This is a genomic window from Aureliella helgolandensis (assembly GCF_007752135.1).
Lineage (GTDB): Bacteria > Planctomycetota > Planctomycetia > Pirellulales > Pirellulaceae > Aureliella > Aureliella helgolandensis.
Genome location: NZ_CP036298.1, coordinates 2,098,074 through 2,121,865, shown reverse-complemented (window position 1 = coordinate 2,121,865; position 23,792 = coordinate 2,098,074). Strand labels below are relative to the sequence as shown.

General features: G+C 56.8%; 15 protein-coding genes. 8 read left to right on the top strand and 7 right to left on the bottom strand.

Going from position 1 to position 23,792, the window contains the following annotated elements; genetic code table 11:
* Positions 1-56: 56 nt before the first annotated feature.
* Complete coding sequence (locus Q31a_RS07455; protein ID WP_197356393.1) at positions 57-5,114, top strand: PVC-type heme-binding CxxCH protein; 5,058 nt, start codon at positions 57-59, stop codon at positions 5,112-5,114.
* Here Q31a_RS07455 and Q31a_RS07450 read toward each other — a convergent pair.
* Positions 5,111-6,100 (bottom strand): polysaccharide biosynthesis/export family protein, encoded by a 990-nt coding sequence (locus Q31a_RS07450; RefSeq protein WP_197356392.1) that lies wholly within the window; start codon positions 6,098-6,100, stop codon positions 5,111-5,113. The two genes, Q31a_RS07455 and Q31a_RS07450, sit on opposite strands and share 4 nt — an antisense overlap.
* 377 nt (positions 6,101-6,477) lie before the next feature.
* Here Q31a_RS07450 and Q31a_RS07445 point away from each other — a divergent pair, with 377 nt between their 5' ends.
* Positions 6,478-6,834: a hypothetical protein gene (locus tag Q31a_RS07445; protein ID WP_145076190.1), complete on the top strand. Its 357-nt coding sequence runs from the start codon at positions 6,478-6,480 to the stop codon at positions 6,832-6,834.
* A 174-nt stretch (positions 6,835-7,008) separates the two neighbouring features.
* Here the strand turns inward: Q31a_RS07445 and Q31a_RS07440 are convergent, their stop codons facing one another.
* Entirely contained in the window at positions 7,009-8,436 is a 1,428-nt protein-coding gene (locus tag Q31a_RS07440; RefSeq protein WP_145076186.1) for a hypothetical protein, read from the bottom strand.
* 451 nt (positions 8,437-8,887) lie between these two features.
* Between Q31a_RS07440 and Q31a_RS07435 the strand changes: the two genes are divergently transcribed.
* Positions 8,888-10,618: a hypothetical protein gene (locus Q31a_RS07435; protein WP_145076182.1), complete on the top strand. Its 1,731-nt coding sequence runs from the start codon at positions 8,888-8,890 to the stop codon at positions 10,616-10,618.
* Here the strand turns inward: Q31a_RS07435 and Q31a_RS07430 are convergent.
* Both Q31a_RS07430 and Q31a_RS07425 read right to left on the bottom strand, forming a co-directional pair.
* On the bottom strand, positions 10,579-12,408 hold the full coding sequence (locus tag Q31a_RS07430; protein WP_231691223.1) for a chloride channel protein: 1,830 nt from the start codon (positions 12,406-12,408) through the stop codon (positions 10,579-10,581). The two genes, Q31a_RS07435 and Q31a_RS07430, sit on opposite strands and share 40 nt — an antisense overlap.
* 259 nt (positions 12,409-12,667) lie before the next feature.
* Positions 12,668-13,492, bottom strand: coding sequence for a sugar phosphate isomerase/epimerase family protein (locus Q31a_RS07425; RefSeq protein ID WP_145076179.1), 825 nt, complete (start codon positions 13,490-13,492; stop codon positions 12,668-12,670).
* A gap of 511 nt (positions 13,493-14,003) precedes the next feature.
* On the opposite strand from Q31a_RS07425, the gene trmB reads away from it, so the two are divergent.
* The 3 genes from trmB to Q31a_RS07410 are packed head-to-tail and all read left to right on the top strand — an operon-like array spanning position 14,004 to position 16,943.
* A complete protein-coding gene (gene trmB / locus Q31a_RS07420; RefSeq protein WP_231691106.1) occupies positions 14,004-14,696 on the top strand; it encodes a tRNA (guanosine(46)-N7)-methyltransferase TrmB in 693 nt (230 codons plus the stop codon).
* 11 nt (positions 14,697-14,707) lie between these two features.
* Positions 14,708-15,376 carry a nitroreductase family protein gene (locus tag Q31a_RS07415; RefSeq protein ID WP_145076173.1) on the top strand — a complete coding sequence of 223 codons (669 nt, stop codon included), beginning with the start codon at positions 14,708-14,710 and terminating at the stop codon, positions 15,374-15,376.
* A gap of 52 nt (positions 15,377-15,428) precedes the next feature.
* Positions 15,429-16,943: a sulfatase family protein gene (locus Q31a_RS07410; protein WP_145076170.1), complete on the top strand. Its 1,515-nt coding sequence runs from the start codon at positions 15,429-15,431 to the stop codon at positions 16,941-16,943.
* On the opposite strand, the gene nadB is transcribed toward Q31a_RS07410, so the two are convergent.
* The 3 genes from nadB to Q31a_RS07395 all read right to left on the bottom strand — a co-directional run bounded on the left by nadB (position 16,937) and on the right by Q31a_RS07395 (position 20,069).
* Positions 16,937-18,583 (bottom strand): L-aspartate oxidase, encoded by a 1,647-nt coding sequence (nadB, locus tag Q31a_RS07405; protein WP_145076167.1) that lies wholly within the window; start codon positions 18,581-18,583, stop codon positions 16,937-16,939. The two genes, Q31a_RS07410 and nadB, sit on opposite strands and share 7 nt — an antisense overlap.
* A 6-nt stretch (positions 18,584-18,589) precedes the next feature.
* Positions 18,590-19,738, bottom strand: a complete 1,149-nt coding sequence (gene carA / locus Q31a_RS07400; RefSeq protein WP_231691105.1) for a glutamine-hydrolyzing carbamoyl-phosphate synthase small subunit — start codon at positions 19,736-19,738, stop codon at positions 18,590-18,592.
* 82 nt (positions 19,739-19,820) lie between these two features.
* Positions 19,821-20,069, bottom strand: coding sequence for a hypothetical protein (locus Q31a_RS07395; protein ID WP_145076161.1), 249 nt, complete (start codon positions 20,067-20,069; stop codon positions 19,821-19,823).
* Between the two features lie 393 nt (positions 20,070-20,462).
* Between Q31a_RS07395 and Q31a_RS07390 the strand changes: the two genes are divergently transcribed.
* Both Q31a_RS07390 and Q31a_RS07385 read left to right on the top strand, forming a co-directional pair.
* Positions 20,463-22,175 carry a hybrid sensor histidine kinase/response regulator gene (locus tag Q31a_RS07390; RefSeq protein ID WP_145076158.1) on the top strand — a complete coding sequence of 571 codons (1,713 nt, stop codon included), beginning with the start codon at positions 20,463-20,465 and terminating at the stop codon, positions 22,173-22,175.
* The gene (locus Q31a_RS07385) at positions 22,175-23,644 is read left to right on the top strand and encodes an aldehyde dehydrogenase family protein (protein ID WP_145076156.1); all 1,470 of its coding nucleotides are present in this window, start codon (positions 22,175-22,177) and stop codon (positions 23,642-23,644) included. Before Q31a_RS07390 ends, Q31a_RS07385 begins: the two co-directional genes overlap by 1 nt.
* Positions 23,645-23,792 lie beyond the last annotated feature (148 nt).

Genomic DNA, 23,792 nt, shown 5'->3' with positions numbered 1-23,792 from the left:
GGGAGACGTCGCGTCTCCCCTCCCGCCTTTCCGCCTGCATGCTTGGATCTTCTACGATGTATATTTTCTGGCGTTCTATACTCCTCGCCGCTGTCAGCCTCTTTTTCCTGTTCCCCACGGTGCTCTACGCGGAATTGCGTGTTGGGGCAGCTGCCGTCGATATCACGCCTGAAAAATTTCCCGTGCTGATTAGCGGAGGAATCCTGAGTCGGACGGGCGAACCGCGGGACATCTACGCGCGAGCCATCGTGATAGGCGATGGGCAGCAGCGCCTGGCCATGGTCGTGACCGATAGTTGCATGTTGCCCCAGGATCTAATCGATCAGGTTAAGGCGATGGTCGTGGCGCAATCCGACCTCCGCGCTGATCGGATCATGATCTCCTCCACGCACACCCACACGGCTCCGGCTGCGATGGGCGCGCTTGGGACCGAGGCAGATGCTAGTTATCTCCCTCACCTGCGCATCAAATTGACCGAAGCAATTTTGAAAGCGAACGCCAATCTAACTCCAGCGAAAGTCGGTTGGGGAGCCACCGACGCGCATCAATTCACTGCTTTGCGGCGTTGGATCTTACGACCGGATCAGATGCGATTGGACCCCTTTGGAAATCAGAATGTGCGCGCAAGCATGCACACGGCGCGCGACAACTTGGAAAATGTCACGGGGGAGTCTGGTCCCGAAGATCCCGAGCTATCGATGCTCGTCTTTCGCACCTTGGAGGATCGCCCCCTGGCACTACTGGCCAATTTTTCGATGCACTATTACGGCGGTGGTGGCGCAGCTGATTACTTCGGTGACTATTGCCAACAATTGGAAACGAGTCTCAGCGATACCGGTGAGTCGACTCCGCCGTTTGTCGCCATCATGTCCCACGGTTGTAGCGGAGACATTTGGCGGGTGGATTATCGCGACGGAACCAATCAAACCTACGATGGCTTTGTCGATGGAATGGTGGAGCGAACACTACAAGCCGTCGATGGGATTGAGTATCTAGCGGATCTCGATATCGCCATGGAAGAAACGCGGCTGCATTTGAACTATCGCTTGCCGTCGCAAGAGCGGCTGGCCTGGGCTCAGCCTTATATGGAGGCAATGGAAGGACGCCAACCCCAAGATATCACCGAGGTCTATGCCCGCGAGGCAGTGTTACTGAACGAATTGAAATCCACCGACGTCGTCGTTCAAGCGATACGTATCGGACCATTCGGAATCGCTACTACGCCCAATGAGACCTACGCCTTGAGCGGTTTAAAGCTCAAACGTCAAAGCCCCTTAGAGCACACGATGGTCATCGAGCTGGCCAACGGTAGCCTGGGATACATCCCACCTCCTGAGCAGCACTTACTAGGCGGCTACAATACCTGGCCAGCCCGTTCGGCGGGGTTAGAGACGACTGCGGAACCCAAAATTGTTGAGGCAGCGCTGGAATTGTTAGAACGGGTTGCTGGCGAGCCGCGGCGCCCCTTAGTGCCCCCTGCCAGTTCCATGGCCCAATACATCCACAGCCTATCTCCCACGCGTTACTTTCCGTTGGATGAAATGGCCGGTCCCTTAGCTCACGACGCGAGTGGCGGACAACACGATGCGGTCTTTGAGCCCGGTGTGGTGTTCTATCTAGAAGGCCCTGATGGCGAAGAATTCTCCGAGGGAGCCGTCTTGAATCGCGCCCCTCACTTTGCAGGCGGACGCATGGTGACTAGCGTCCCGCAAGAAATGGCCAGCTCCCCCAGCCAGACCATTAGCCTATGGTGTTGGAACGGGTTGGCGGAAGATGCCCGCCCACTGTCGGGTTGGCTTTATTCCTCAGACCGTCCCTTCGGCCTCACCGAGCAAGGAGTTCACCTGGGAGTGATCGGGGCGGGGGAACATGCAGGAAAGCTCGTGCTCCAATTGGGCCCCAACGAAAAGAACCGCACATTCAGCAGTTCTAAGGTCGAGCGGTGGAGCTGGGCTCATGTCGCCTTGGTGCGAACCGTCGACCAATGGCAGGTCTACCTCAATGGCCAGTTAGAATTGAGCACTGACGTGCATCAGGCCTCTGCCGCGTCGGGCAGGCCGGAGCAGCCCAATCTCTCAGGCAATCGTGGCACACAGCTATTTTTAGGAGGGCGCAGCGACAACCGGGATAACTGGGAGGGGCGGCTAGACGAGATTGCCGTCTTCAGTCGAAGTCTGAGTCCCGAAGAAATCACGCACCTAGCCAATCGCGCTGCCCCCGAGGCCGGAGATTCGACCTCAGACTCCCTTTCGGAAATCGAGAAGACCCAGGGGGGACGTCATTGGGTCGACGATGAAGAGAGTCAGCCTCAGACTCCCCAACAAACGCTCGAGTCGTTTCGGGTAGAACCCGGCTACCATGTTGAGCTCGCGGCTGCCGAGCCGTTGGTGATGGATCCAGTTGCCGTTGCATTTGACCGGCAGGGGCGATTGTTTGTTTCGGAATATGGAGATTATCCGATCGGCCCTACCGAGGCCGGGGCGGCTCCGCTGTCGCGGATTGTGTGGCTCGAGGATTCGGATGCCGACGGGGTGCTCGACAAGCGGCATGTGTTCGCAGATGAACTCAACTTTTGCCACAGTCTAATGCCCTTTCGCGATGGACTCCTGGCTTGCGCCCAAACCCAGATCCTGATGTTGCGCGATACCGATGCCGATGGTCGTGCGGACCAACGCGAAGTGCTGTTCGACGGCTTCTCTCCCGCTCACCCGCAGATGCAAATCGGCAATCCGCGATGGGGCTTGGATAATAAGATCTACTTCAATTACGGCCCGGGCGAAGTGACAAGTACGGGGAGCGAACAGGCGGTCAAGTTGCCGAGGACAGAATTTCAATTCGATCCACGGACGATGGAATTTGGCCCAGCGAGCGGATTGGGCCAGTATGGAAACACCGTGACCGAATGGGGCGAACGGTTGTTCAGCACCAATCGCAACCCGATCATTGCTGCTCCCCTGTCCTATGCCGAATTGCAACGCAATCGATACTACCCAATCGCCAAATCGCAATACGATGTAGCGCCCTCGGGAGGTGAATCTAAAGTCTTTCCGTTGGTGGCCATGAAGAGCAATTGGTTGTCCCATGCGGGAACTCACACCTCGGCCTGCGGCACGACAGCCTATGTGGGAGACGCATTAGGGGCGGCCATGCAGGGCAGTGTGTTTGCCTGCGAGCCGATTGGCCACTTGGTGACCCGGGCTGTTGTCCGGCGCGATGGAATCGCGCTCGCCTCCCATCGCGGCGAAGAAAATGCAGATTTTCTAGCGTCCAGTGATACTTGGTTTCGACCATCCAGCTTCGCGAATGCGCCAGATGGAACGCTGTATCTCGCCGACATGTATCGCTTATGGGTAGAGCATCCAAAGTTTTTGCCGCCGGAGATCGCTGCCAAGCTGAACTGGAGAGCGGGCGAGGATCGTGGAAGAATTTGGAGAATTGTCGCCGACAACCCTTCAACGGCGGCAGCCTACTCTCCGCCGAATACGGTCGCTGAGATGGTGCAACTTTTGAGCAGCTCCAATGGTTGGCAACGCCGTATGGGGCAGCAATTGCTGGTGGAAGAGCAAGCCATCGGCGCGGCGCCCGCCTTGAATTCACTGGCGACCACTTCAGACTCCCCACTCACACGACTTCACGCATTGTGGACCCTGCAGGGGCTCGACAGTCTGAGCGTTGAAACGCTGAATCACAGTTTGAAGGATAGCCATCCCGAGGTGCGCGCCGCCGCAGTCGTGCTGGCAAGTCAGACTTGGCAGGACACTCCCGAACTGTTGACAGAAGTCCTCGCGCTGGCAGCGGATGCCAGTCCGCTTGTCCGGTTTCGCGTGGCCCTGGCCCTAGGAAAAACCGAGGATCCACGCAAGCCAGCCGTGCTCGCCAAAATCGCGGAACGCGCAGACGCGGGCGACTTGTCGGTCGATGCCGTGCTGACATCGGTAGAATCGTGCAGTGGAGAGGTACTATCCCATCTGGCAGACGATAGCGCGGCGCCCCGTCCCCTGCAACGCAGTTTGGCTTCGATCGTAGGAGCGCGTAATCATCCTGCAGAGGTGGAACATGTGGTCCGCTTGGCCACTCGACCTGAGAACAGAGGGCGGCAAGCTCTCCTGCTGTTGGGATTGTCCGAGGGACAGCGCCGGGCCGATTCGAAAACGCGGAAAACCTTGGAACAACTTCTGCTCGCAGCACAGCAAAATGTAGCGGTGTTCGTGCAGGCCACGATCGATTTCGCATCGGACACGCACCAGACGCTAGCCGCCCGGCAAGAGGCGATCGCCTTGTTGGCCGAATTACCCGTCAGCGATAGCATGGCGCAGGAGCGTTGGATGCACGCCGACCAACCCCAAGAAATCAAGATGGCCCTGATCAATGCATGGGGAAGTCGCCTGAACTTGGCAAGGGCCGAAAGACTGCTGGAGAGTTGGTCCATTCTATCTCCCCAGGAAAAGCAAACATTGCTGGCGCACCTTTGGAGACGATCGGACACCGCACTCGCAGCGCTCGAGGCTATCGCAGCGGGGACGATTGCGCCCAATCTCGTAAGTTTAGATCAACAGAAGGCATTGCAGGAACACAAGGACAAACGGGTTCAGAGTCTGGCTGTCGCAACTCTCGGCAGCGCGAGCAACCCCGACCGTGACGAGGTTCTCGCCAAGTACCAAACAGCCGTTCAGATGATTGGCAGCTCGCGGGTGGGGAGCGAAGTGTTCGCCAAAAATTGTGCCAAGTGTCACCTGCCGAATGAGGCTAACGGACAACGGGTAGGTCCCGACTTGGCTGATTCTCGCAATCGTCCGCGAACCGCACTTCTCTACGACATCTTGCATCCTAGTGGCAAGGTCGAACCGAAGTACACCGCCTACCGCATCCTAACAACGGACGGACAAGCGTTGACTGGTCTGATTACCACCGAAACCAGCGATTCGGTAATCTTGCAATTGGCGGACGGAGTGCTGAAGACGATTGCTCGCAGCGACATTGAACTGCTGCAGGCGAGTCCTCTGTCTCTCATGCCCGAGGGGGTGGAGAAAGAAATCTCCCTCACGCAAATGGCCGACTTATTGCAGTTCCTTCAAACAACTGGTCCGCAAAGCTCGCCACAGCCGGCACCTTAATCGCCTATCAGCGTTGGATTGGCTGGCAAGAAGAATTCGGACTCTTGGCTCATATCCAGGGGCGAGGCTGGCTTAGCAACTGAAGGGTCAGCAGACGTAGCGTCGACGCCGCTAGGAACGTATTCCAGCGATGGGGTGCTTGCGTCTCTTCCATTTTTGCTTGGCAGAGGGAACAAGCCGAGAAAGCCCCCCATGCGATTGCGGTACCCGACGGAGGCGGGATCACACTCGACACAGCGGCTGCCACAACATCGCTCGCAGCTGCTAGTTTGCCTCCAGAAGGCCAACTCCTCGCACAGGGTGCGGGATCCCACGACCACTCGATCCCCAGGCTGCAACTGGTAGTTAGAACGAACGTCCCCTAGCTGAGTAATTTGACGGTAGCATACCGGCAAGACGACTCGGCAAGCATTCGGTGAAGTGGGTCTGACGAGGATCATATCGCAGGGCGAGGCCTTGGAAGTCAAACCGCCGGCGCGCAAGATGACGTCGAGCACCGTCTCGTTGCCATCGAGTGCGTAAGCTCCGGGGGAGCCGACCTCCCCCAGCACGTAGATCTCGGAGGCGTTGGTTTCCTGGAGCTGTACATTGATCGATTCCCGCTCAGCGCCCAGTTCCACCATACGATCTTCAATAGCCAGCTCGATTTCTTCGACGGTCAAGCCTACGACTCGCAAGCGTCCGAACCGACCGAGATCCAGGGAACCGTCGACCTTCACCTCCTGGTCGCCAATCGAACGGAATTCGGAATCCAGCTCGATCGGCTCCAGCAACAAGCGATCTCCAGGTTCGACGAAGTAGTCCATCACGACTTGCTTAGCCAGTTCGTTGGGAAGACCGCTAGGCATCGGGCTCTTCGCAGCAAATTCTTTGGTCTGTGTCATCAAGGGGAATTGAGCTGGCCAAAGGCTAAAACCGAGTGTGCTGCACCCACTGAGACTGCAGCTCAGCAGGCCGAGTAACCAAATCGTTGGACGTGTCAGCATGTGCATGTTCCCACAAATGTCTTTAGATGGTTGCTCTACTCAACCGTCCAAATAGCTAGCATTGATACATTGATTGCAATCCCTACATTGGTAGATTTCGGCATTTAAGGAACGGCCTCCGCATCACAATGAGTTTGGTGTGAGCATTCCGAACAACCCGAAAAGTCTTTGGAAAGCGATTTGCTAGCAGAGCGGCGAGGCTTGCGGGATACGGAAAGCTCAGTGGCTAGGCTGTATGGAAGGGTCGCAATTTGCCGATACCGATTGACGTACGAGAAGTATTCCAGCGCGAGTTCGAGTAGAACGCCGGGAGCCGAAGCTTCAGAATCCTTGAGGAGTTGGGCTGTCGGAGGAACGTGTCAATGATGAGGAATCCCATGCAAACCAAGTTAATCCACCTCGCCCTCCTACTTGTGATCGGAAGCATCACCGGATGGGGCCCGAATCTCGTTTCGGGAAGCAACGCTCTTTACGCCCAAGCGGCATCCACGACGGGCGGCAGTGAAGATGCCGCGGCGGTGGACTACACAGGCGACCTCGACATGAACTTCGAAGTCGACGAATTCGAAGATTTTGGGTCGGAAGACTACGATCCTGGTCCTGAAATGATCTCTCTAGATCAAGCTGCAACGGCGGCGCGAAATATGGGATTGATCGGTGCAGCGGTGGCCGGTATTCCAGCCCTGATTATCGGACTGATCCTCGGTCGCCTGTCGGTTCGTCGCAAGTCTTAGTTGCACCCGTCGACTGCCAGGCGGTATCCCCAACTTGCTCCATCTCCCGCCTGTCAGCGCGGGCGGATGACCAGCAGGGCGAGGGTCGAGGGGCAAGTCCTGGAGAATCTTGCAAGGCGCACCATGCAATAGCAGCTCATCCTTGCGGCCCTCCGCTAGCGTGAGCCCGCTGGCTCAACGGTAGAGAGGAGCATTCCTAGTGGGGCTGGTGGTTTGCCCCATCGGTGCCCTTTGAACACCGGGTACCGGAGCGGAGTTTCCCCAGTCGAGCACTTGGATCCCTGGGGAATGGGCGGGCATGGGCCGCGCGCTAGATTGACGAGGCAGTGGGCTCGGCCCAATTGCCGCCTGGAATGCTTGTGGATTGGAGGGCGAGACCGCACCCGCAGCGTTTGCGGCCACCGTTGTGGAACCGATGGGCCGTGCGTTGCCAGGGCGACCGTTGTACGGAGGTGGCTCTTCCCCGGTGACTTCGCGGAACTGCCGTTCGTACCAGCTAACATTCTCTAATTCCGGAGTGCCAGCACTGCGAGCTGTCGTCGATGCTACAGAGGGCACACGGGCAGTGGGCCGGTCCATTGCCAGCGATTGTGGATCTGCGACGATTTCGCGAGTGGACTGACTGACAACAGGCTCCTCAGAGGCATGTTGTGCCAGGCTGACCGGAGCGGGTTGAGCATTGTGGATTGCAAAACGCGTTTTATCGCTGAGCTGCCCACCACCCGGCAAGAGGCTCGTTTCCGTCGAGGCAAGCGATACATTGGGCTGGGAGGTTCGTAGCACAGGAGCGTAGGCCAAGAGGTTCTCAGGGCTCCCGTCGGCCAACCAGTGGTTCCACTGTGTTTGGAAATCACCGATGGACTCGTAGGCATAATGTTCATTGATAGCGGCCGGCCAATTTTCGGTTCGCATTCCCATTTCCACAAACGCAATGAACTTCCGCGAGCCACCTTGGTCGAGCAGAAATTGCACGGCAGAATGGCCCTGCGCGTAGAGTGGCAAAATGTCTTGTGGATACTCTTTCAGGCGAAACATTTCGTTAAACGCCAGGCCACGTCCGGTTCGCAAGAATTTCTGCAGAAAGTCTTCGTGCTTTCGCTTTTCGGAGACATGTTCGACCGTCGTGCAGGCGCCCTCATCGGCCCAACGAGGCATGTATTTATGAAGTTTCGCAAAATGGCAAGCAAAAATGGTGTGCGTGATCTCATGCGGCAGGACACTGTCCAAGACTCTCTCGGGAGTTCCGGTGACGGTCATCATCCAGGCGCCAGCACTACCACCCATCAAGGTGTAGCGTGTCTCTCCGCCCGCATCAAGATTCGGGCCTGCTTGCACATGAATCGGGCAACGCTCTGACCAAGTCGGTAGTTCAGAGCCAAGCCAATAGATCGCTAGGTTGCGTCGATGTTGCTCGGCGACTTGCCCAACCTGCTTAGCCCATTCAGGCGACGAGGCAAAGACAATAAAGTTCTCTGATTGCGCGACATGTTCACGAATCGGACGAAACTGAGCATGAGAAACACCGGCCCCAACCACCGCGAGATAGAGGCTAAGGAAAAGGATGTGTCCATGCGCAAAGCGACCGCAAATACGAGCTTCCATGCCCGAGGCTCCTTCGTTAACAACCGTGCACTCGAGTTGGGTGAGCAGTCACAAGGTCTGCTTCTGCAACCCAGCGCATTGCCGAATCGTAAGTAAGGTCCAATTCCATTGCTGACGTATCCGCGATGCAACATCCAATCGGAAACGCCAATCCACCTGTTCCAGGGACACTCGCTGTGGAGCATCTGGCAACCGATGGTACTCACTGTGCAATCCATTGCATGCCTCGAAAGGCTCAGCGAGTTGCGGAGTCTAGAGACCATGGCCAGCGACTGGTAGGGCAATTGAGCCAGCCCATTCGCTTCAATCGTTTTTTTCGTCAAACTACGGCGAATAGCTCAAGTTCCACAGCCATGACCGTTGCGAGCAACGCGTCGAAGCTTTGCTAGCGTGCTAGCGTTGCAAGTCGTTGACCAGCCCCAGTCCTTGATTCTGCCGAGCCCCCAAACTGATGCGTCTGGAAAAAGCCTCTACAACTTGCCGTGAACGCTGCGCGCAATTTGTGGCTCACAATCTACACCTGGGCAACACTCACGACATCGCGCTGGCAGCTTGGCTAATGCTAGCACTGGCCAGTAGCTTTCTGGCGTTGACGACGCGACTCAATGAGATCACCCACGATTCCTTTCACGAGATGTCATTGTTTCGCGAAGCACTCATCGCAGGGGCGCTTCCTCAAAACGATCTATTCGCCTACACGCCCACCGTGGCTCCCTCGGTACATCATGAATGGGGAACCGGTGCAATCCTGTACTTTGCCACCGTGGGAAGTGGTCTGGGCTGGATCGGCTTAATCGCGCTTAAATTGCTGTTGATGGTGAGCCTGTGGTGCCTGTTGTATCGCGTGGCTCGTCTGCGTGGGGCGCACCCCATCCTATTCACCTGCCTCTCCCTGCTTGTGTTCCCAGTGCTGTGGGTAGGTTTCTCAACAGTCCGAGCACAATTGTTCACACTCGTCTTCCTAGCAGCTCAGCTGTACATGCAGGAGCTCGATTGGCGTGGCCGCCGGGCTTGGATTCTGGTTTGGCTGGTGATGTTGGTTGGCTGGCTGAACATGCATGCCGGTTTTGTGGTGGGACTTGGCTTGATTGCGTTCCATACGCTCGAGCGGATGGTGGCGGCTTGGATGCAGAAGGGGCGACTCTCCGCCGTCCTGCACGACACCTGGCACCTCATCCTGGCCGCTCCTGTCGCTTTTGCTGCGCTGTGGGTGAATCCCTATGGCTCGCGGTACATTCCGTATCTGGTACATGCAATCGGCATGTCGCGACCATTGATTCGCGAATGGCAACCGATTTGGTACACCTACGCACCGGTCATCACCATTGTGCTCTTGGCTGCAAGTATTGGAATGTTCGTTTACTGCCAACGCCACACTCGGTTGCGTCGACTTCGTGGAACCGCATTTTTGGCATTGTGCATTTACATGGCCGTCAAGCACATTCGACACGGTTCCCTCTTCGCCATCGTATGGATCGCTTATGTACCCGCTTGGTTCAGTCGCACGGCGGTCGGGAAGAGTTGGATTCACTGGATCGAGGCGCGACGCACGCAGGCCATTCGCCTCTGCCAAATCGTGGTTGTTACCACCCTAGCCTTTGCGGTTGGGAATCAATTCTGGCATCCAACGCTGTCCTCGACCCCCAAGCACTCTTCGGTATGCTATCCCGTGGGCGCGGTCGAGTATTTAAGATCTCAGGGCTTTGAGGGGAATCTGCAAACCCCCTTTCACGCTGGCTCGTACGTTTCTTGGGAGCTCTATCCAGCAGTGCACGTGAGTTTGGATGGTCGCTACGAAGTTGCCTACCAGGAGCATGTGATGGGGGAGCACCACCGGTTTGTCAAAGGCGAAGCCGACTGGTGGGAGATCCTCGACAAATATTCGACCGACGCGGTACTCGTCCAGAAAGGGACACCGGTTGCTGAATTGCTCGAACCCTTTCGAACAACCTCTACCGTAGCACAACCACCCATCCAATCGAGTTGGTATTTTGCTTACGAGGATGACTCGTATTTCATCTTAGCCAAACCTGCTACTAGGTTGCCGCCGATGAGCCGAATCGGAGAGGCGATTGCAGATGGCGTGCGAGAGGCATTGTCTCCCCGACATACCCATTGGAATCGCAAGCAGACGCGTCCCTTCTACTCGGTCAACATGTGTTCCAAACGCCTACGATTGTAGGCCGCGATCGTTTCTTTGCGCCGTAAAATCCCGAGGATTTTTTGCGAGTCTTCGGGGGACACCACCGGCAATTCGTCGATATTCAGGGCGGTAAAACGCGTTAATGCTGCGTTCAGATCATCCTCGGGGGTGAGAGTAATGACGCGTGTGTTCATGACATCTCGCGCATTGGCGATTTCCCAAATAGTGTCGTCATAGAGGTACGATCGCACGTCCTCCGCAGAAAAGATCCCGAGCAGCTTTTCTTGGTGATCCACGACGGGGAAATAGCGTTGGGGCGTCTCCGCGAGGAGATGCACGATGTCATTGAGGCTGGTCCCCTCATGCACTAAGTGAAGTTTCCGATTCTTTTGATACACGTCATCGACGTGCATTCCCTCCAGAACGTCCACAATAAAGTCCCCCCGGTGAGCGGGAGACTCGAGACGCGTGGGAACTTGCTTGGTATACAGCGTCCACCGCCGCATGAGTAGAAAGCATAAGGTGGAGACCCACATGGCGGGAAGCAGCAGGCGGTAGCTGCCGGTCATTTCGGTAACCATGAGGATGGTTGAGAAGGGAGCACGAGCGCAACCAGCGAAAAAGCCGGCCATGCCCACCACCGCAAAGGAGCCGGGCTGATGGATCAAGGCAGGCCAAATACTATGCAGTTGTTTGCCAACCGCACCGCCCAGGCAGCCACCAATCACCATCGAGGGTCCAAACACACCTCCAGAGCCTCCGGAGCCGATCGTCAGGCCCGTCGTCACTATCTTGGCGAGAGCCACCGCTAGCAATGCGCTAGTCGTCACGCTGCCTATATCGGAAAACGCGGTTTGCAACATTCCATAGCCGCCGCCTAAAGCGGACAGCAATGCGACGTCGCGATTCCCGGCAAAGTAGAGGCCCAATCCGACTAAGCCTGTGGCCAACCCTCCCAAGCAGGCTTTGAGGTAGCCGGGGCCTGGCATCTTGTGAAACAGTTTCTCAATACCGTAGAACACTTTGATGTACAGAATGCCTCCCAACGACAGGATGATCGCCAGCACTGTGTAGGGGAGTAGCTCTGCAGGGGATTGAAAATCGAAATGCAAATCTTGCCCAAAAAGGGGCATGAATCGAAATTCGGGAGGTAGCGAAAAGCAGAAGATCGAATACGCCACGGTAGAGGCCACGGCGGCGGGCATAATAACGTCCGACTCCAACTCGGCTTCGGAGTACAGGATCTCTCCGGCAAACAGTGCCCCGGCCAAGGGGGCTCGAAAGATCGCTCCCACGCCGGCCCCCATACCGGCCGCCAACAAGATCCTGCGATCTCGGGCGGACAGCTTGAGGGCTGTCGCGAGACAGGATCCGAAACCAGCACCAATTTGAGCGATCGGTCCCTCTCGCCCTGCCGAGCCGCCGGTCCCCAGGGTAACTGCCGACGCGATGGTCTTAATGATTGGAGTGCGGAAACGGATTTCGCCCCGCTTGTTGTGGAAGGCATCAATGGCGGCATCGGTTCCATGCCCGCTGGCCTCAGGGGCAAATTGCCAAGCTAGCCACCCCGCCACCAGGCCGCCGACGGTCAACACCAGCAATAGGTACCAGGGGGAAAAAATCCCCTCGACCTCGGGAAATGGAGAATAATCGGCGTGAGCGTCATGGGCCGGGAAGCCAGCGATGTGGCCCAGACAAAGAAATTGGACAAGCTGCACCAGGAACTGAAACGTAATCGCTCCAACTCCGGCAACGATTCCAATCAAGGCAGACAAAAGAAACCATTTTCCGGCGGAAGGCATTTCCAAACCGCGAACCAGCGAGAACACTTTGAGCAAGGGACAAGTACTTGAATTTCAAGAGAAACGATTGGTGATTGCAGGCTGTCATCGCAACATTCGGTGAACTGGTTGCAACTCGAAAGCAATCAGGTCCGCCAGCGGACTGCCGGATTCTAGGTTGCAATCACCAATGCAGCAATGCGAAGCGGTTGCCGGGAGGCTGACCTAGCCCGCCCTCCCCTCAGAAGAGCCTGTTACGCGTTGCCTCGACCTCCACTCGCTCCACTCAACCCGGCAGGCGCTGCGTCTATACATCGAGGTGCAGCAACGCGTTCCGCATATTCTGCATACTTTGTCGCGCAATGGTTTCGATTCCGGGACTGTAATCAAAGACTTCCACACTGACCCACCCCTCGTAAGCCACCTCCCGAAGTGCTGCGAAAATGGGCTCAAAGGGCACTTCCCCCATCCCTGGCCCAAGCAGGTTGGGATCGTTGGCGTGGAAATGGACCAGATGTTTTGCCGACTCCCGGATGACATCCGCAATCGGTTTCCCTTCGCTACTCATCGCTTTGACGTCGAGATGCAAACGCACCCAGGGGGAATCCAATTGCTCAATCACGCGGATGGTTTGAGCAGCATGGTTCCAATAATTGCCCTCCCCAGGCCCAAGTGGCTCAAGCGCCAGGGTGACTTGGTTCTTTTCCAGGTCCGGTAAGACCGCCTCTAGCACCGACAACGCATTCTCATCGGCTTGCTGATGCGTCATCGTCTCCGGGAAATTGCGCTGTTGTGGACTCCCCAGCACCATCACGGAGCCGCCCAGGTCGCGGCAAAGTTGGGACAATTGGCCCAGGTATCCTGCGGTGCGCGTTCGAACTTCGCTCTCGTTCGTCGTCAGGTGGTAGCCCTCAGTTTTGGCTAACAACCAATGCAGCCCCACAACTTCAATCCCGCTCCGCTGGATCTGGTCGGCCAATTGCCTTCGGCGATCGGCCGGCAACTGCTCCGGGCGTCGCCCGAGGGTAAAGGGCGCGATTTCCCAGCCGGTGTAACCACATTCGAGCGTCAATTCCAACGCGCGTTCCCAGGGCCAGTCTTGGAATAGTTCGTTACAAATCGCAAATCGCATCGTCGCTCGGCTAACTTAGAAGGAGGGAGGAGTCTGGAAACGCTCAAGCCAGTGCGTTGACTCAAGCTAGTTGCGTTATTATAGGGGGCTGAGCGGCGCGCAACAAACACGCAGCGGGAAAACACGTTGGAACTCGCACCGAAAACCTCCAGCGGTGCATTCTAAATTCCGCCCGGAGCGAAGCCCCCCGGCAAAACCGCTCGCCATCGTCCGCCGTGTCGCTAGAATAGCAGCGCACGCGTTGGCATGTTAAAAAAGGCCATTGGTGCGAGGCCCCGGGCGGCGTCTGCTAGGCAATTGCTTGGCCGCGTTCCACTGCCCTCGGTTCTCGCCCCCCCCCCTTTGCCGCCAAGCCTCCATCGCCATGAAGCATTCCTAGCTAAGTATTCCTAGCTAAGCATTGCCAGTTAGTAGCAGTGGTGGTGAAGTGGAGGGAGCACTGGTACCCTACCCACGCGGGACAAATTCCGAATCTCCCCGAATCACTTGGATCGACAGAGTCCGAATCGCCATGATCTTGCCGTCTGAAAACACCCCCGAGAATTCCCCATCAGGCGAAGAGTCGCCCCTGGATGGCAGCCCTACGGAATCTGAGGCTCGCCCCCCAAAGTTCAAGGCGATCGACCAATTTTCCACTCCGCAGCAATGGGACCAACTGGTCAGTCTTGAGCGTCCTGCCGAACTGGAGATTGGCTCGGGCAAAGGGCTATTCCTCCAAAACGCGGCCACCGCTCAACCCGACCATGATTTTGTAGGAATTGAACTGGCAGCGAAGTTCGCCAATCGAGCGGCTGAGCGGCTGGGGAAACGGAATTTGACCAACGCCAAGATGTTGCGTGGTGACGCGCAGCGTTTCCTGCGCGAGGTGGTACCCGATCGCTCCTTGGTTCGCGTGCACGTCTACTTTCCCGACCCCTGGTGGCGCAACAAGCACAAGAAGCGCCGCGTGTTGAACGAGCAGGCATTGGCGGATATCGAGCGGGCCCTGGTCCCTGGTGGCGAATTCCATTTCTGGACTGATGTCTTGGACTACTACGAGCACATTTGTGGTCAAGTCATGGATCTGACGAAGCTGGCTGGCCCACGCTATGTCCCTCAGCGAACCGCCGCCCACTCCATGGACTACACGACGCATTTTGAGCGGCGCGCCCGCACCCATGGACAGCCGGTCTATCGCGCCATTTTCCTGCAACCTTCCTCCTAGCGATTGAAACGATGGAATCCCTGAACGATCATCAGACGGTGGATGCTGCGATACGACGTCGCGCGACCATTAAGGTTTTGTCGCCCACCGAACTTGCTATCAACGACATTCGCGCGACGGTAACCGAGTTGTTGGAAGTTGCCGGTTGGGCTCCTTTCCATCGCCCCTGTGATGCAAGCCATCAGCATTCCAGCCAACTCGACGGGATGGTCCCCTGGAGAATGTATGCTTTGGATGCCAACGGTTGCCGGCAACTGCGCGAACTGCTACCGGAAGAGAACGCGGGGAAGCTTCCCTCGATGCTAGCGTCCGCCGATGCCATGATTCAAGCCACTTGGCTCCCCAATCCGCCAAGTGATGAATTTGAGCTAAGCAAAACTCACCTATTCGAACCCACCCTGGCAAATATGGAGCACTTGGCAGCTGCCTCGGCAGCCATCCAGAATCTTTTGGTCGCAGCCACTGCCCGAGGAATTCGCAATTATTGGTCCAGTGGTGGCGCCCTGCTGCGTGGCGAGCAAGTTTTTCAGCAGATGGGCATCCCAGACGGCGAGCTCTTGCTGGGATCGCTATTCCTCTTCCCGCAGGAAACCGCCAACGCTCAGGTCGTAGGCAGTAAACTTCGGGCTCAGCGTCCCGCCCCCGGGCAATGGACCCAATGGGTAGAATTGAAGTCTTAGAAATTCATTGGGAAGCTCCGTGAATTCACGAATCCTATAGAAGGCCAATCGCATGCGATTCCTACTGTCCAGTAAGATGGCGAGCGCAGTCCGCATTGCGAGCTGTTTTTTTGCACTGCTGTCCACCGGAGTGGCGGTAGCGGCTCCGCCCCATCCCAATATCGTCCTTATTTTTACAGACGACCTGGGCTATGGGGACATCGCCTGTTTTAGCGAAACACGAATTCGAACGCCAAACATCGATTCACTGGCCAAACAAGGCACACAATTCACCGACTTCTACGTCGCTCAAGCGGTCTGCAGCGCCTCGCGAGCTGCCCTAATGACAGGGTGCTACGCCAATCGCGTTGGCATGGCGGGAGCGTTGAACCACACCAGCCCGACAGGAATCAATCCTCAAGAGGAGCTCTTGCCTGAAATTTTGCAGGCCCACGGCTACGCGACGGGCATGTTCGGCAAATGGCATTTGGGACTACCTCCGTTCTTTAGCCCCTTGAAAAATGGCTTTGATGAATGGCTCGGAATCCCCTACTCCAACGACAATACCAAATATCATCCCGTGCTCGCCGATTCGATGCCCCCGTTGCCGCTCTACGATGGCAACCAACAACAAGGCGACCGCATTGTGGAGACCGATATGGATCAAGCGCTCTTCACGCGCCGCCTGACCGAGCGGGCGGTGGAGTTTATCGAACGCAACCAAACGCAGCCATTTTTTCTGTACGTTCCGCACGTGATGCCCCATGTCCCGATTTTCGCGTCGGATCAATTCCGTGGACAATCGAATTTTGGCCTCTATGGCGACGTGATTGAGGAGATCGATTGGTCCGTTGGGCAGATTGTTGAAACGATTGATCGCTTAGGTTTGACCGACAATACGCTGGTCATCTTCAGCAGCGACAATGGTCCATTCCTGAGTTACGGTTCGCATGCGGGCAGCCCTGGCAAGCTGCGGGAAGGCAAGTTGACGACCTTCGAGGGTGGGGTACGAGTTCCCACCATCATGCGTTGGCCTGGCAAGATCCCCACGGATCGATCTTGCTCCACCCCGTTGATGACGGTGGATCTATTGCCAACCGTGTGCCAATTGATTGGCGCCGAGCTGCCGTCGGCACCTCTCGATGGAGTCGATGTGGGGCACGTCCTGCGCGGCGACGCCGAACCGGGCGTCCCTCACGAATCGTTGGCTTTCTACAGCGGTACCGAATTGCAAGCCATTCGCAGTGGAAAATGGAAACTGCATTTTCCGCATAAGTATCTCACACCTCGCGAGGATCTCAGGACCGACGGCAAACCGGCTGGCTATGGCAAGCTAACGCCTAAATCGATCACGGAAAGCGGGGTGGAAGGGATTGCCAGCCGGCATGGTTATCGCGTCGCGGACTTGCCTCTGTCCCTCTACGATCTGGAGGCCGATCCAGGTGAACAACAAGATGTATCTAGTGAACACCCACAAGTGGTGAAGCGTCTGCAGGCTATCGGGCAGGGGTATCGACGCGACCTGGGGGATTCACTTACTGGAGTGGAAGGGGCGGGCGTTCGTCCCATCGGGCGCAATGATCAATAGTTTGGCTTGAATTCGAAGGGGAGATGCCTTCGCCAATTCTCGTCATTCGTATCCGGGAAGTCTTTCCGCATGTGAACGCCGCGTGATTCGGTGCGTGCCAATGCCGCTACAGCCATTAGATGAGAGACCGTCAGCAGATTCTGCAATTCCCAACCTTCCTCTGAGCTGAACGCATGGGGAAGCACGTATCGCGCGTAGCTTTGAATCTGTTGCAAAGCTTCTTGCAATCGGTCTGCCTGGCGTTGGACCCCCACCATCCGCCACATCAAACTCTGCACCGAGTTGCGAATGTCGGCGATATCCAACGGCTCAGTCAACCGGTAGTCGTGTTCGGATTGAATGGGCAACGCTCGGAAATCATCCGGCATATCGAGCGCGGCCTGGCTGGCGAGTTCGCCCGCCCGCGCACCGTAGACGAGCCCTTCGAGCAAGCTATTGGATGCGAGGCGGTTGGCGCCATGCAATCCAGAGCTGGTCACTTCTCCGGCCGCCCACAATCCTCCCAGACTGGTACGTCCATCGTGATCCACTTCAACTCCCCCAATCATGTAATGAGCGCCGGGACGAACAGGGATGGGATCGATGGAGGCATCCAATCCAAATTTCTTGCAAGACGCCGTGAAACCGGGAAACTCTTCGTGCACGCGGTGGGGATCTAGGTGCCGCAATGCCAAGTAGACGCAGGGATGCTGGGTCTTTTCCATCTGTTTGACAATCGCTTGGCTGACAACGTCGCGAGGTGCCAACTCCAAACGCTCGTCGTAATCTTTCATAAAGCGATAGCCATTGCTATCGACCAAGTGGGCGCCCGCACCACGAATGGCTTCGGTAACTAGCGTCCGCGAGCTGCCGGCAATGTACAGGACGGTTGGGTGGAATTGCATGAATTCCATATCTCGCAGACGGGCACCCGCGCGATAGGCGAGTGCATGTCCATCCCCGGTAGCAACGCGTGGATTGGTGGTTTCACGGTAGGCTTGGCCACAACCACCGGCAGCGAGAATGGTCTGCTTCGCCCACAGCAAGAGGGGAGGTTGCTCTTCCCGGGAAATGACCGCTCCATAGCATCGTCCAGCGTGGGACAACAAATCGATCGTGAAGGCTTGCTCCCAGATCTGAATATTGGAGCGGGCCAGGGTCGTCTCGATCACCGCGCGCATGATCTCCTTGCCAGTCGCATCCCCCAAAGCATGGATAATACGCTCGTGGCTGTGCCCACCCTCACGCCCCAGCAGCAATTCGCCTTCCCGGGAATCGAAATTCGTTCCCCAGCGAATCAATTCCGAAACACGTTGTGGGGCATCGCGAACGACCATGTCCACCACGTCGTCATGACATAGATTTCCACCGGCGGCTAGCGTGTCACGCACATGGTCTTCAAAGCAATCCTCAGGATCCCAGACGCTGGCAATCCCTCCCTGCGCATAATTGCTGTTGCTTTCTTGAAGCTGATCCTTGGTAACCACAACGGCCTGCACTCCATCGCTAATGGCGTTGGCCGCCCGCAGCCCAGCCAATCCTCCACCGATGATCAGCACGTCGGTGAAAAAATGAGACTGCCCCTTGGGGTGGAAGTCAACCAAGTAGCGTGGTGTCTTCGGGCCCTCAAGGCAAGCGGAGGAATCGATGTCATCGGGCATGTGTGTTTACTTAGAAGCGGTGCTGTTCTGCGCGACCAATTGCTGAAATTCGCCAAACAAGTACTCACTATCATGCGGGCCAGCGGAAGCTTCCGGATGGTACTGGACACTGAACGCGGGAGCCGACTTGTGGCGCACTCCAGCGATCGTATTGTCGTTCAAGTTGCGGTGCGTAATCTCCAGACAATCGGGAAGAGAGCTCTCCTCGACCGCAAAGCCGTGATTCTGCGACGTGATCTCCACCCGCTCGTTTAGCAGATTTAGTACCGGCTGATTGCTGCCACGGTGCCCAAACTTGAGCTTGAAGGTCTTGGCTCCTGCCGCCATGCTCAGGAGTTGATGCCCCAAGCAAATGCCGAAAATCGGACGCTGGCCAGTCAGTTCACGGATGGTATTGATGGCATACTCCAGCGGTTCTGGGTCGCCGGGGCCATTGGAGAGGAAGATTCCATCCGGATTGAGGGCCATGACTTCGCTCGCTGTGGCGCTGCCCGGCAGAATCGTGACGCGATTGCCTCGATCATAAAGGTGGCGGGCGATATTCCATTTCATCCCATAGTCCAAGCAGACAATATGGGGGGCTGATGGATCCTCTGTTCGCGCAGGATCTTGTTGACCGAGTTGGTGCAGAGCTTGATTCCAGGCTCGGGCGCGAGCGGGAATGACTTCGCGAACCAAGTCGCGACCGACGAGCCCCTGACTCTCCTTGGCCTTGCGAACCAAGGAAGCTTCATCCAAGTCGGAGGTCGACAGAATCCCCTTCAAGGCACCATGGCTGCGGATATGACGGACAAGAGCCCGGGTATCCACGCCAGCGATCGCTACAATATTGTGGCGTTTCAGATAGTCGGTCAGTCCTTCTTGGGAGCGATAGTTGCTATGCACGCGACTTTCCGAACGGACCACGAACCCCGCGACGCGCGGCTGATCGCTTTCGACATCGTCGTTATTGGTGCCATAGTTTCCTATTTCAGTGTAGGTCATTGAGACAATTTGCCCACAGTAGCTGGGGTCTGTCAAAATTTCCTGATAGCCGGTCATCGAGGTGTTGAACACGACTTCGCCAGCTTTTTCACCATCGGCCCCGATTGACCGACCGCGGAAAACCGTACCATCTTCAAACGCCAGCAATGCGGCAGCATCGGATCGGGTCAACTCACTCTCCTCACCAAAGAACATCAGCCAAAATAAATTTCGGCCAGTATACTTGGGATTGGGAAAGCCTGATAGGACCAGCCTACTTGAATGGATCGTCGTCCAGAGCCGCGACGGCGTCGCCATCCTCCAGTTCGAACCCGGCCACCGGGTCCTGCTCACCGAAACCTTCACTGGCTGGATCCGCCAGTCCTCCGGGAGAATCGGTCAGGGGCTGAGGCGTGGTGGGCTTCGCCAACGCCAGGCGGGCCTTCTTTTCTTTCCGAGCCACCACAATGGTGGCTACGATCAGTCCGACCATGAAAGTAAACCAGACGATAGGCCAGAACATAATTACCACTCGCGATTAGGGTCGATAAGTCGATTTTGGAGGGAAGGTGAAGGAGCGTTACTCAGAGACGCCTACAAGCCGGTGCCAGCCTCTAGCCTAGTTCGAGAAGTGGCCGCGCGTCAAGTTTTCTGCTGGTCCCCCGGCTAATGCATCGTCCGCAGCAACGAAATCTGTCCAATTCAGTCTCGCTTGCGACTCCTCGACGCCCATAGGGTATCTATCTACTAGAATTAGCATGGAAGAGGACTTGCTCAACCCCTTTCGGCGGCACCTGCCCTCGAAAAAAGAGTCCATTGGACGTGCCTCCACTTGAGGGATGCTGTGCCACCACGATTTGGGGAACCGACGTCATTGCGCAGCTGGATTGACGAGGCTTAGGAGGGTGCAAAGTTAGTGGCTATTATCGCTCAAGCTCTTGCGGTACCGACCGGCGGAGTTCTGCAGTCGGACAACGTGAGTCTCCCCACCAATGCCCCCTTTAGCGGTCCCTGGTTTAGCTTCGCCGAACTCTCCTCGGTAGGGCTGTCCATTCTCGGCTTAGTGCTGATTTTCAGCATTTGGTTAATCACGCTCCGCATGCAGGTCCGCCGCAAGACGAAGAGTTTGATGCGCATGTCTGCCATGCTAAATTCCTCTTACGAGGCCATCGGCGAAGGAATTCTGATTGTCGGGAACGACGGCGAATTCTTAAATTGCACCCGCCGGGTGTCTGAGATCCTCGATCGCCAAGTGCCGGAGGAGAAGATTCCGCTGCGGGAGTCGCTCGCCAAGTGTATGGGAGATCGCCTGGCCTTCCAAGAATTATGGAATGGAGTTGGTGCTACCTCGCGGACCGAAACCCAAGAGTTTCCGCTGCGTGGCGGACGCGGTTATGTGTCGGTCTACACCTCGCCGGTCCTAGACGATCAAGGCGTCGCCATCGCGAGGTTGTGGGCCTTCGACGATATCACCAAACGCAAAGAGCTCGAAGCTTCCTTGTTGCAATCGCAAAAAATGGAAGCAATCGGTCGACTCGCCGGAGGAGTCGCCCATGATTTTAATAACATCCTTATGGAAATCTCAGGCAATCTTGAGCTCATTCAATTGACCCCCGAGCAGTCGGTGAGCTCGGTTCGCGAATTACTCGAGAAAACCGAACAGGCATCCGATCGGGCTGCCCGGCTGATAAAAAACCTCCTTGGTTTCTCGAGGCGTAGCGCGGTTGAACTGCGATTCGCCAGTGTCTTACCCGTAGTGGAACGGCTTGTTCAACTGCTACAATACACGCTTGAACCCAGCATCCAGCTGGAGGAGACTCACGCGCCGGATCTGTGGTTCGTTGAGTTTGATGAAGCCCAGCTGCAACAAGTGCTGTTGAATATCTGCCTCAACGCCAGAGATGCAATCCTGGATAAGCAGGGGACGATCACGATTGCCACCGAGAACACGACTCTAGAAGGGCAGGAGTACGTCAGCATTTCGATCACGGATAGTGGTGAAGGAATGTCCGAGGAGGTGCGTAACAAGATCTTTGAACCCTTCTTTACCACCAAGGCACAAGGTATGGGGACCGGGTTGGGACTGGCACTTTCCTACGGTATTATCCAACAGCATCGCGGACAAATCGAGTGCACGAGCAGCCCCCAACGGGGAACGACTTTCCGAGTCATGCTCCCGCGCGCCACGGAAGCTGCCAAGAATAAGCAGCAACAGGTGCCGCAGACCGACGCGCTCCGTGTCGATCGAGATTTTCACATTCTACTGGGCGACGACAGTGACGCAGTCCGTCACTACTGTGCCGCCATTCTCCGCAGCGCTGGCTACCGTGTTACCGATTTTTCCAACGGTGCCCAAGTCCTGCAAGCCTTCGACTCCGGACCCAAAGTGGATTTAGCGTTGATTGAACTCACGATGCCGGTCATGTCGGGGCGGGAAACGTTTTGTGCGATCCGTAGCGAGTACCCCAATCTGCCGATTATTATCTACAGCGGTTACGCGTTTGACATTAACGACTTCATTGCGGCAACCGGTGAAGCTCCTTCAGCCTTTATTCAAAAACCCTTTCGTCGCAAGCAACTTCTCTCAGTGGTGCAGGGAGCGTTGCAAAGTGTGGAGCCACTGGATTAATGCCCTCCTCGATATTAATGCCCTCCTCGATAGCTCAAGTGATCGAAGTCGCCCGTCAGGCACAGCGACAATGGCAAAAGCAGATGCCCAAAGTGCGGCAGCGCGCGATTCGGCAGGTGGCGGGTCTGCTCGCCGAGGAATACGCTTCGCTACTTCCGCTCATACCGCGCCCCAACGCGTCGGCTGCAGATAAGATCGCCTCGGAAGTCTTCCCTCTGGCCGAGGCCTGCCGGTTTACTGCCGCAGTCAGCCGCAGGACCCTCGCTCCCCAAACCTATTCGATGCGCGAGGGAGCCTGGTGGATAGGACGCGTCCGGGTAACCGTATCCGCCGAGCCCTGGGGCATTGTCTTGATTGTCGCTCCAGGGAATTATCCCCTTTTCCTGCCCGGTGTCCAAGCAATCCAAGCACTAGCGGCCGGGAATGCCGTGTTGATCAAGCCAGCGCCCGGTTGCCAGCCCCTGCTGGCCCGTTTCAAAGAGCTGCTCATAGCGGCCGGCGTTCCAACTGACCTCGTACATATCCTGCCAGAAGAGATCGCTGCCGGACGTGAAGCGATGCAGCTGGGAGTCGACAAAGTCGTCGCCACGGGATCGGCTGCTACAGGACAAGCCATACTGCATGACCTAGCCACGACACTGACACCAGCCACTCTAGAGCTGAGCGGTTGCGACGCAATCTTCGTCCTACCACAGGCTCAAATCGAACAAGTGGTACCAGCCCTCATCTACGCCCTCAAGCTCAACGGTGGTGCAACTTGCATTGCTCCTCGTCGCATTTTTGTAACCCCTGCGCATCGCGCTGAATTGGCTCAAGCGCTGGACGAAGGGTTGTCTGACGCTGGAGAGCCGGACGCGGTGGTGCCACCGTCGGTGCTCGAACACGCTTTACAGGTTGTCGGCGCAGCCCTGAGCGAGGGAGCCGAAATCGTCCATGGAAAGCTGCCTGCCAAACCTGCTGCAGGGAAGATGCGGCCTCTGGTGCTGCAGTCGGTGACAGCCAAGATGGCGATTGCGCGGACCGATCTCTTTGCCCCGATTGTGTCTATCATCGAAGTGCCCGATATGCAGACGGCGCTGGCCGCCGATCGCCATTGCCCCTACGGGCTGGGGGCAGCCATCTTCGGCCCTCGCTCACTGGCTGAACACTGGGCGAATGAAGTCAACGCCGGATGCGTAGTCATCAATGATGCGGTGGTTCCCACCGCAGATCCACGCGTTCCATTCGGTGGTTGGGGAAAGAGCGGTTGGGGGCTCACACGGGGACGCGAGGGCTTGCGCGAGATGGCAAGAACTAAAACGACTTGCACTCGGCTGGGGAATTGGAAGCCTCACTTAGACCGCTCCATCTCCGGCAACGAGGTATTGATGAGCAGCCTACTGGCGGTTTTCCACGCGTCTAGTTGGAGAAAGCGATTTCAGGCGATGGGGCGAGTCCTCTCCCAGATCCGGCGTCCCTCGCCCCCATAGCGGAGGAGTGCGGAGCGACCAACACGACTTGGAGGATCCTTGAGATCTCGCTCGGCTTGCCCAAAAAATCAAGCAGCCATACGCATTGGGAAGGTGATTTAGCCTATGATATCTAATCCCCTACCTCCCTCCCCCCGCCCGCCAGTTC

Excerpts from the sequence above, each read along its gene's own strand:
- Q31a_RS07455 (WP_197356393.1), top strand. The coding sequence starts at position 57 with ATGTATATTTTCTGGCGTTCTATACTCCTCGCCGCTGTCAGCCTCTTT.
- Q31a_RS07450 (WP_197356392.1), bottom strand. The coding sequence starts at position 6,100 with ATGCTGACACGTCCAACGATTTGGTTACTCGGCCTGCTGAGCTGCAGT.
- Q31a_RS07445 (WP_145076190.1), top strand. The coding sequence starts at position 6,478 with ATGCAAACCAAGTTAATCCACCTCGCCCTCCTACTTGTGATCGGAAGC.
- Q31a_RS07440 (WP_145076186.1), bottom strand. The coding sequence starts at position 8,436 with ATGGAAGCTCGTATTTGCGGTCGCTTTGCGCATGGACACATCCTTTTC.
- Q31a_RS07435 (WP_145076182.1), top strand. The coding sequence starts at position 8,888 with ATGCGTCTGGAAAAAGCCTCTACAACTTGCCGTGAACGCTGCGCGCAA.
- Q31a_RS07425 (WP_145076179.1), bottom strand. The coding sequence starts at position 13,492 with ATGCGATTTGCGATTTGTAACGAACTATTCCAAGACTGGCCCTGGGAA.
- trmB (WP_231691106.1), top strand. The coding sequence starts at position 14,004 with ATGATCTTGCCGTCTGAAAACACCCCCGAGAATTCCCCATCAGGCGAA.
- Q31a_RS07415 (WP_145076173.1), top strand. The coding sequence starts at position 14,708 with ATGGAATCCCTGAACGATCATCAGACGGTGGATGCTGCGATACGACGT.
- Q31a_RS07410 (WP_145076170.1), top strand. The coding sequence starts at position 15,429 with ATGCGATTCCTACTGTCCAGTAAGATGGCGAGCGCAGTCCGCATTGCG.
- nadB (WP_145076167.1), bottom strand. The coding sequence starts at position 18,583 with ATGCCCGATGACATCGATTCCTCCGCTTGCCTTGAGGGCCCGAAGACA.
- Q31a_RS07395 (WP_145076161.1), bottom strand. The coding sequence starts at position 20,069 with ATGTTCTGGCCTATCGTCTGGTTTACTTTCATGGTCGGACTGATCGTA.
- Q31a_RS07385 (WP_145076156.1), top strand. The coding sequence starts at position 22,175 with ATGCCCTCCTCGATATTAATGCCCTCCTCGATAGCTCAAGTGATCGAA.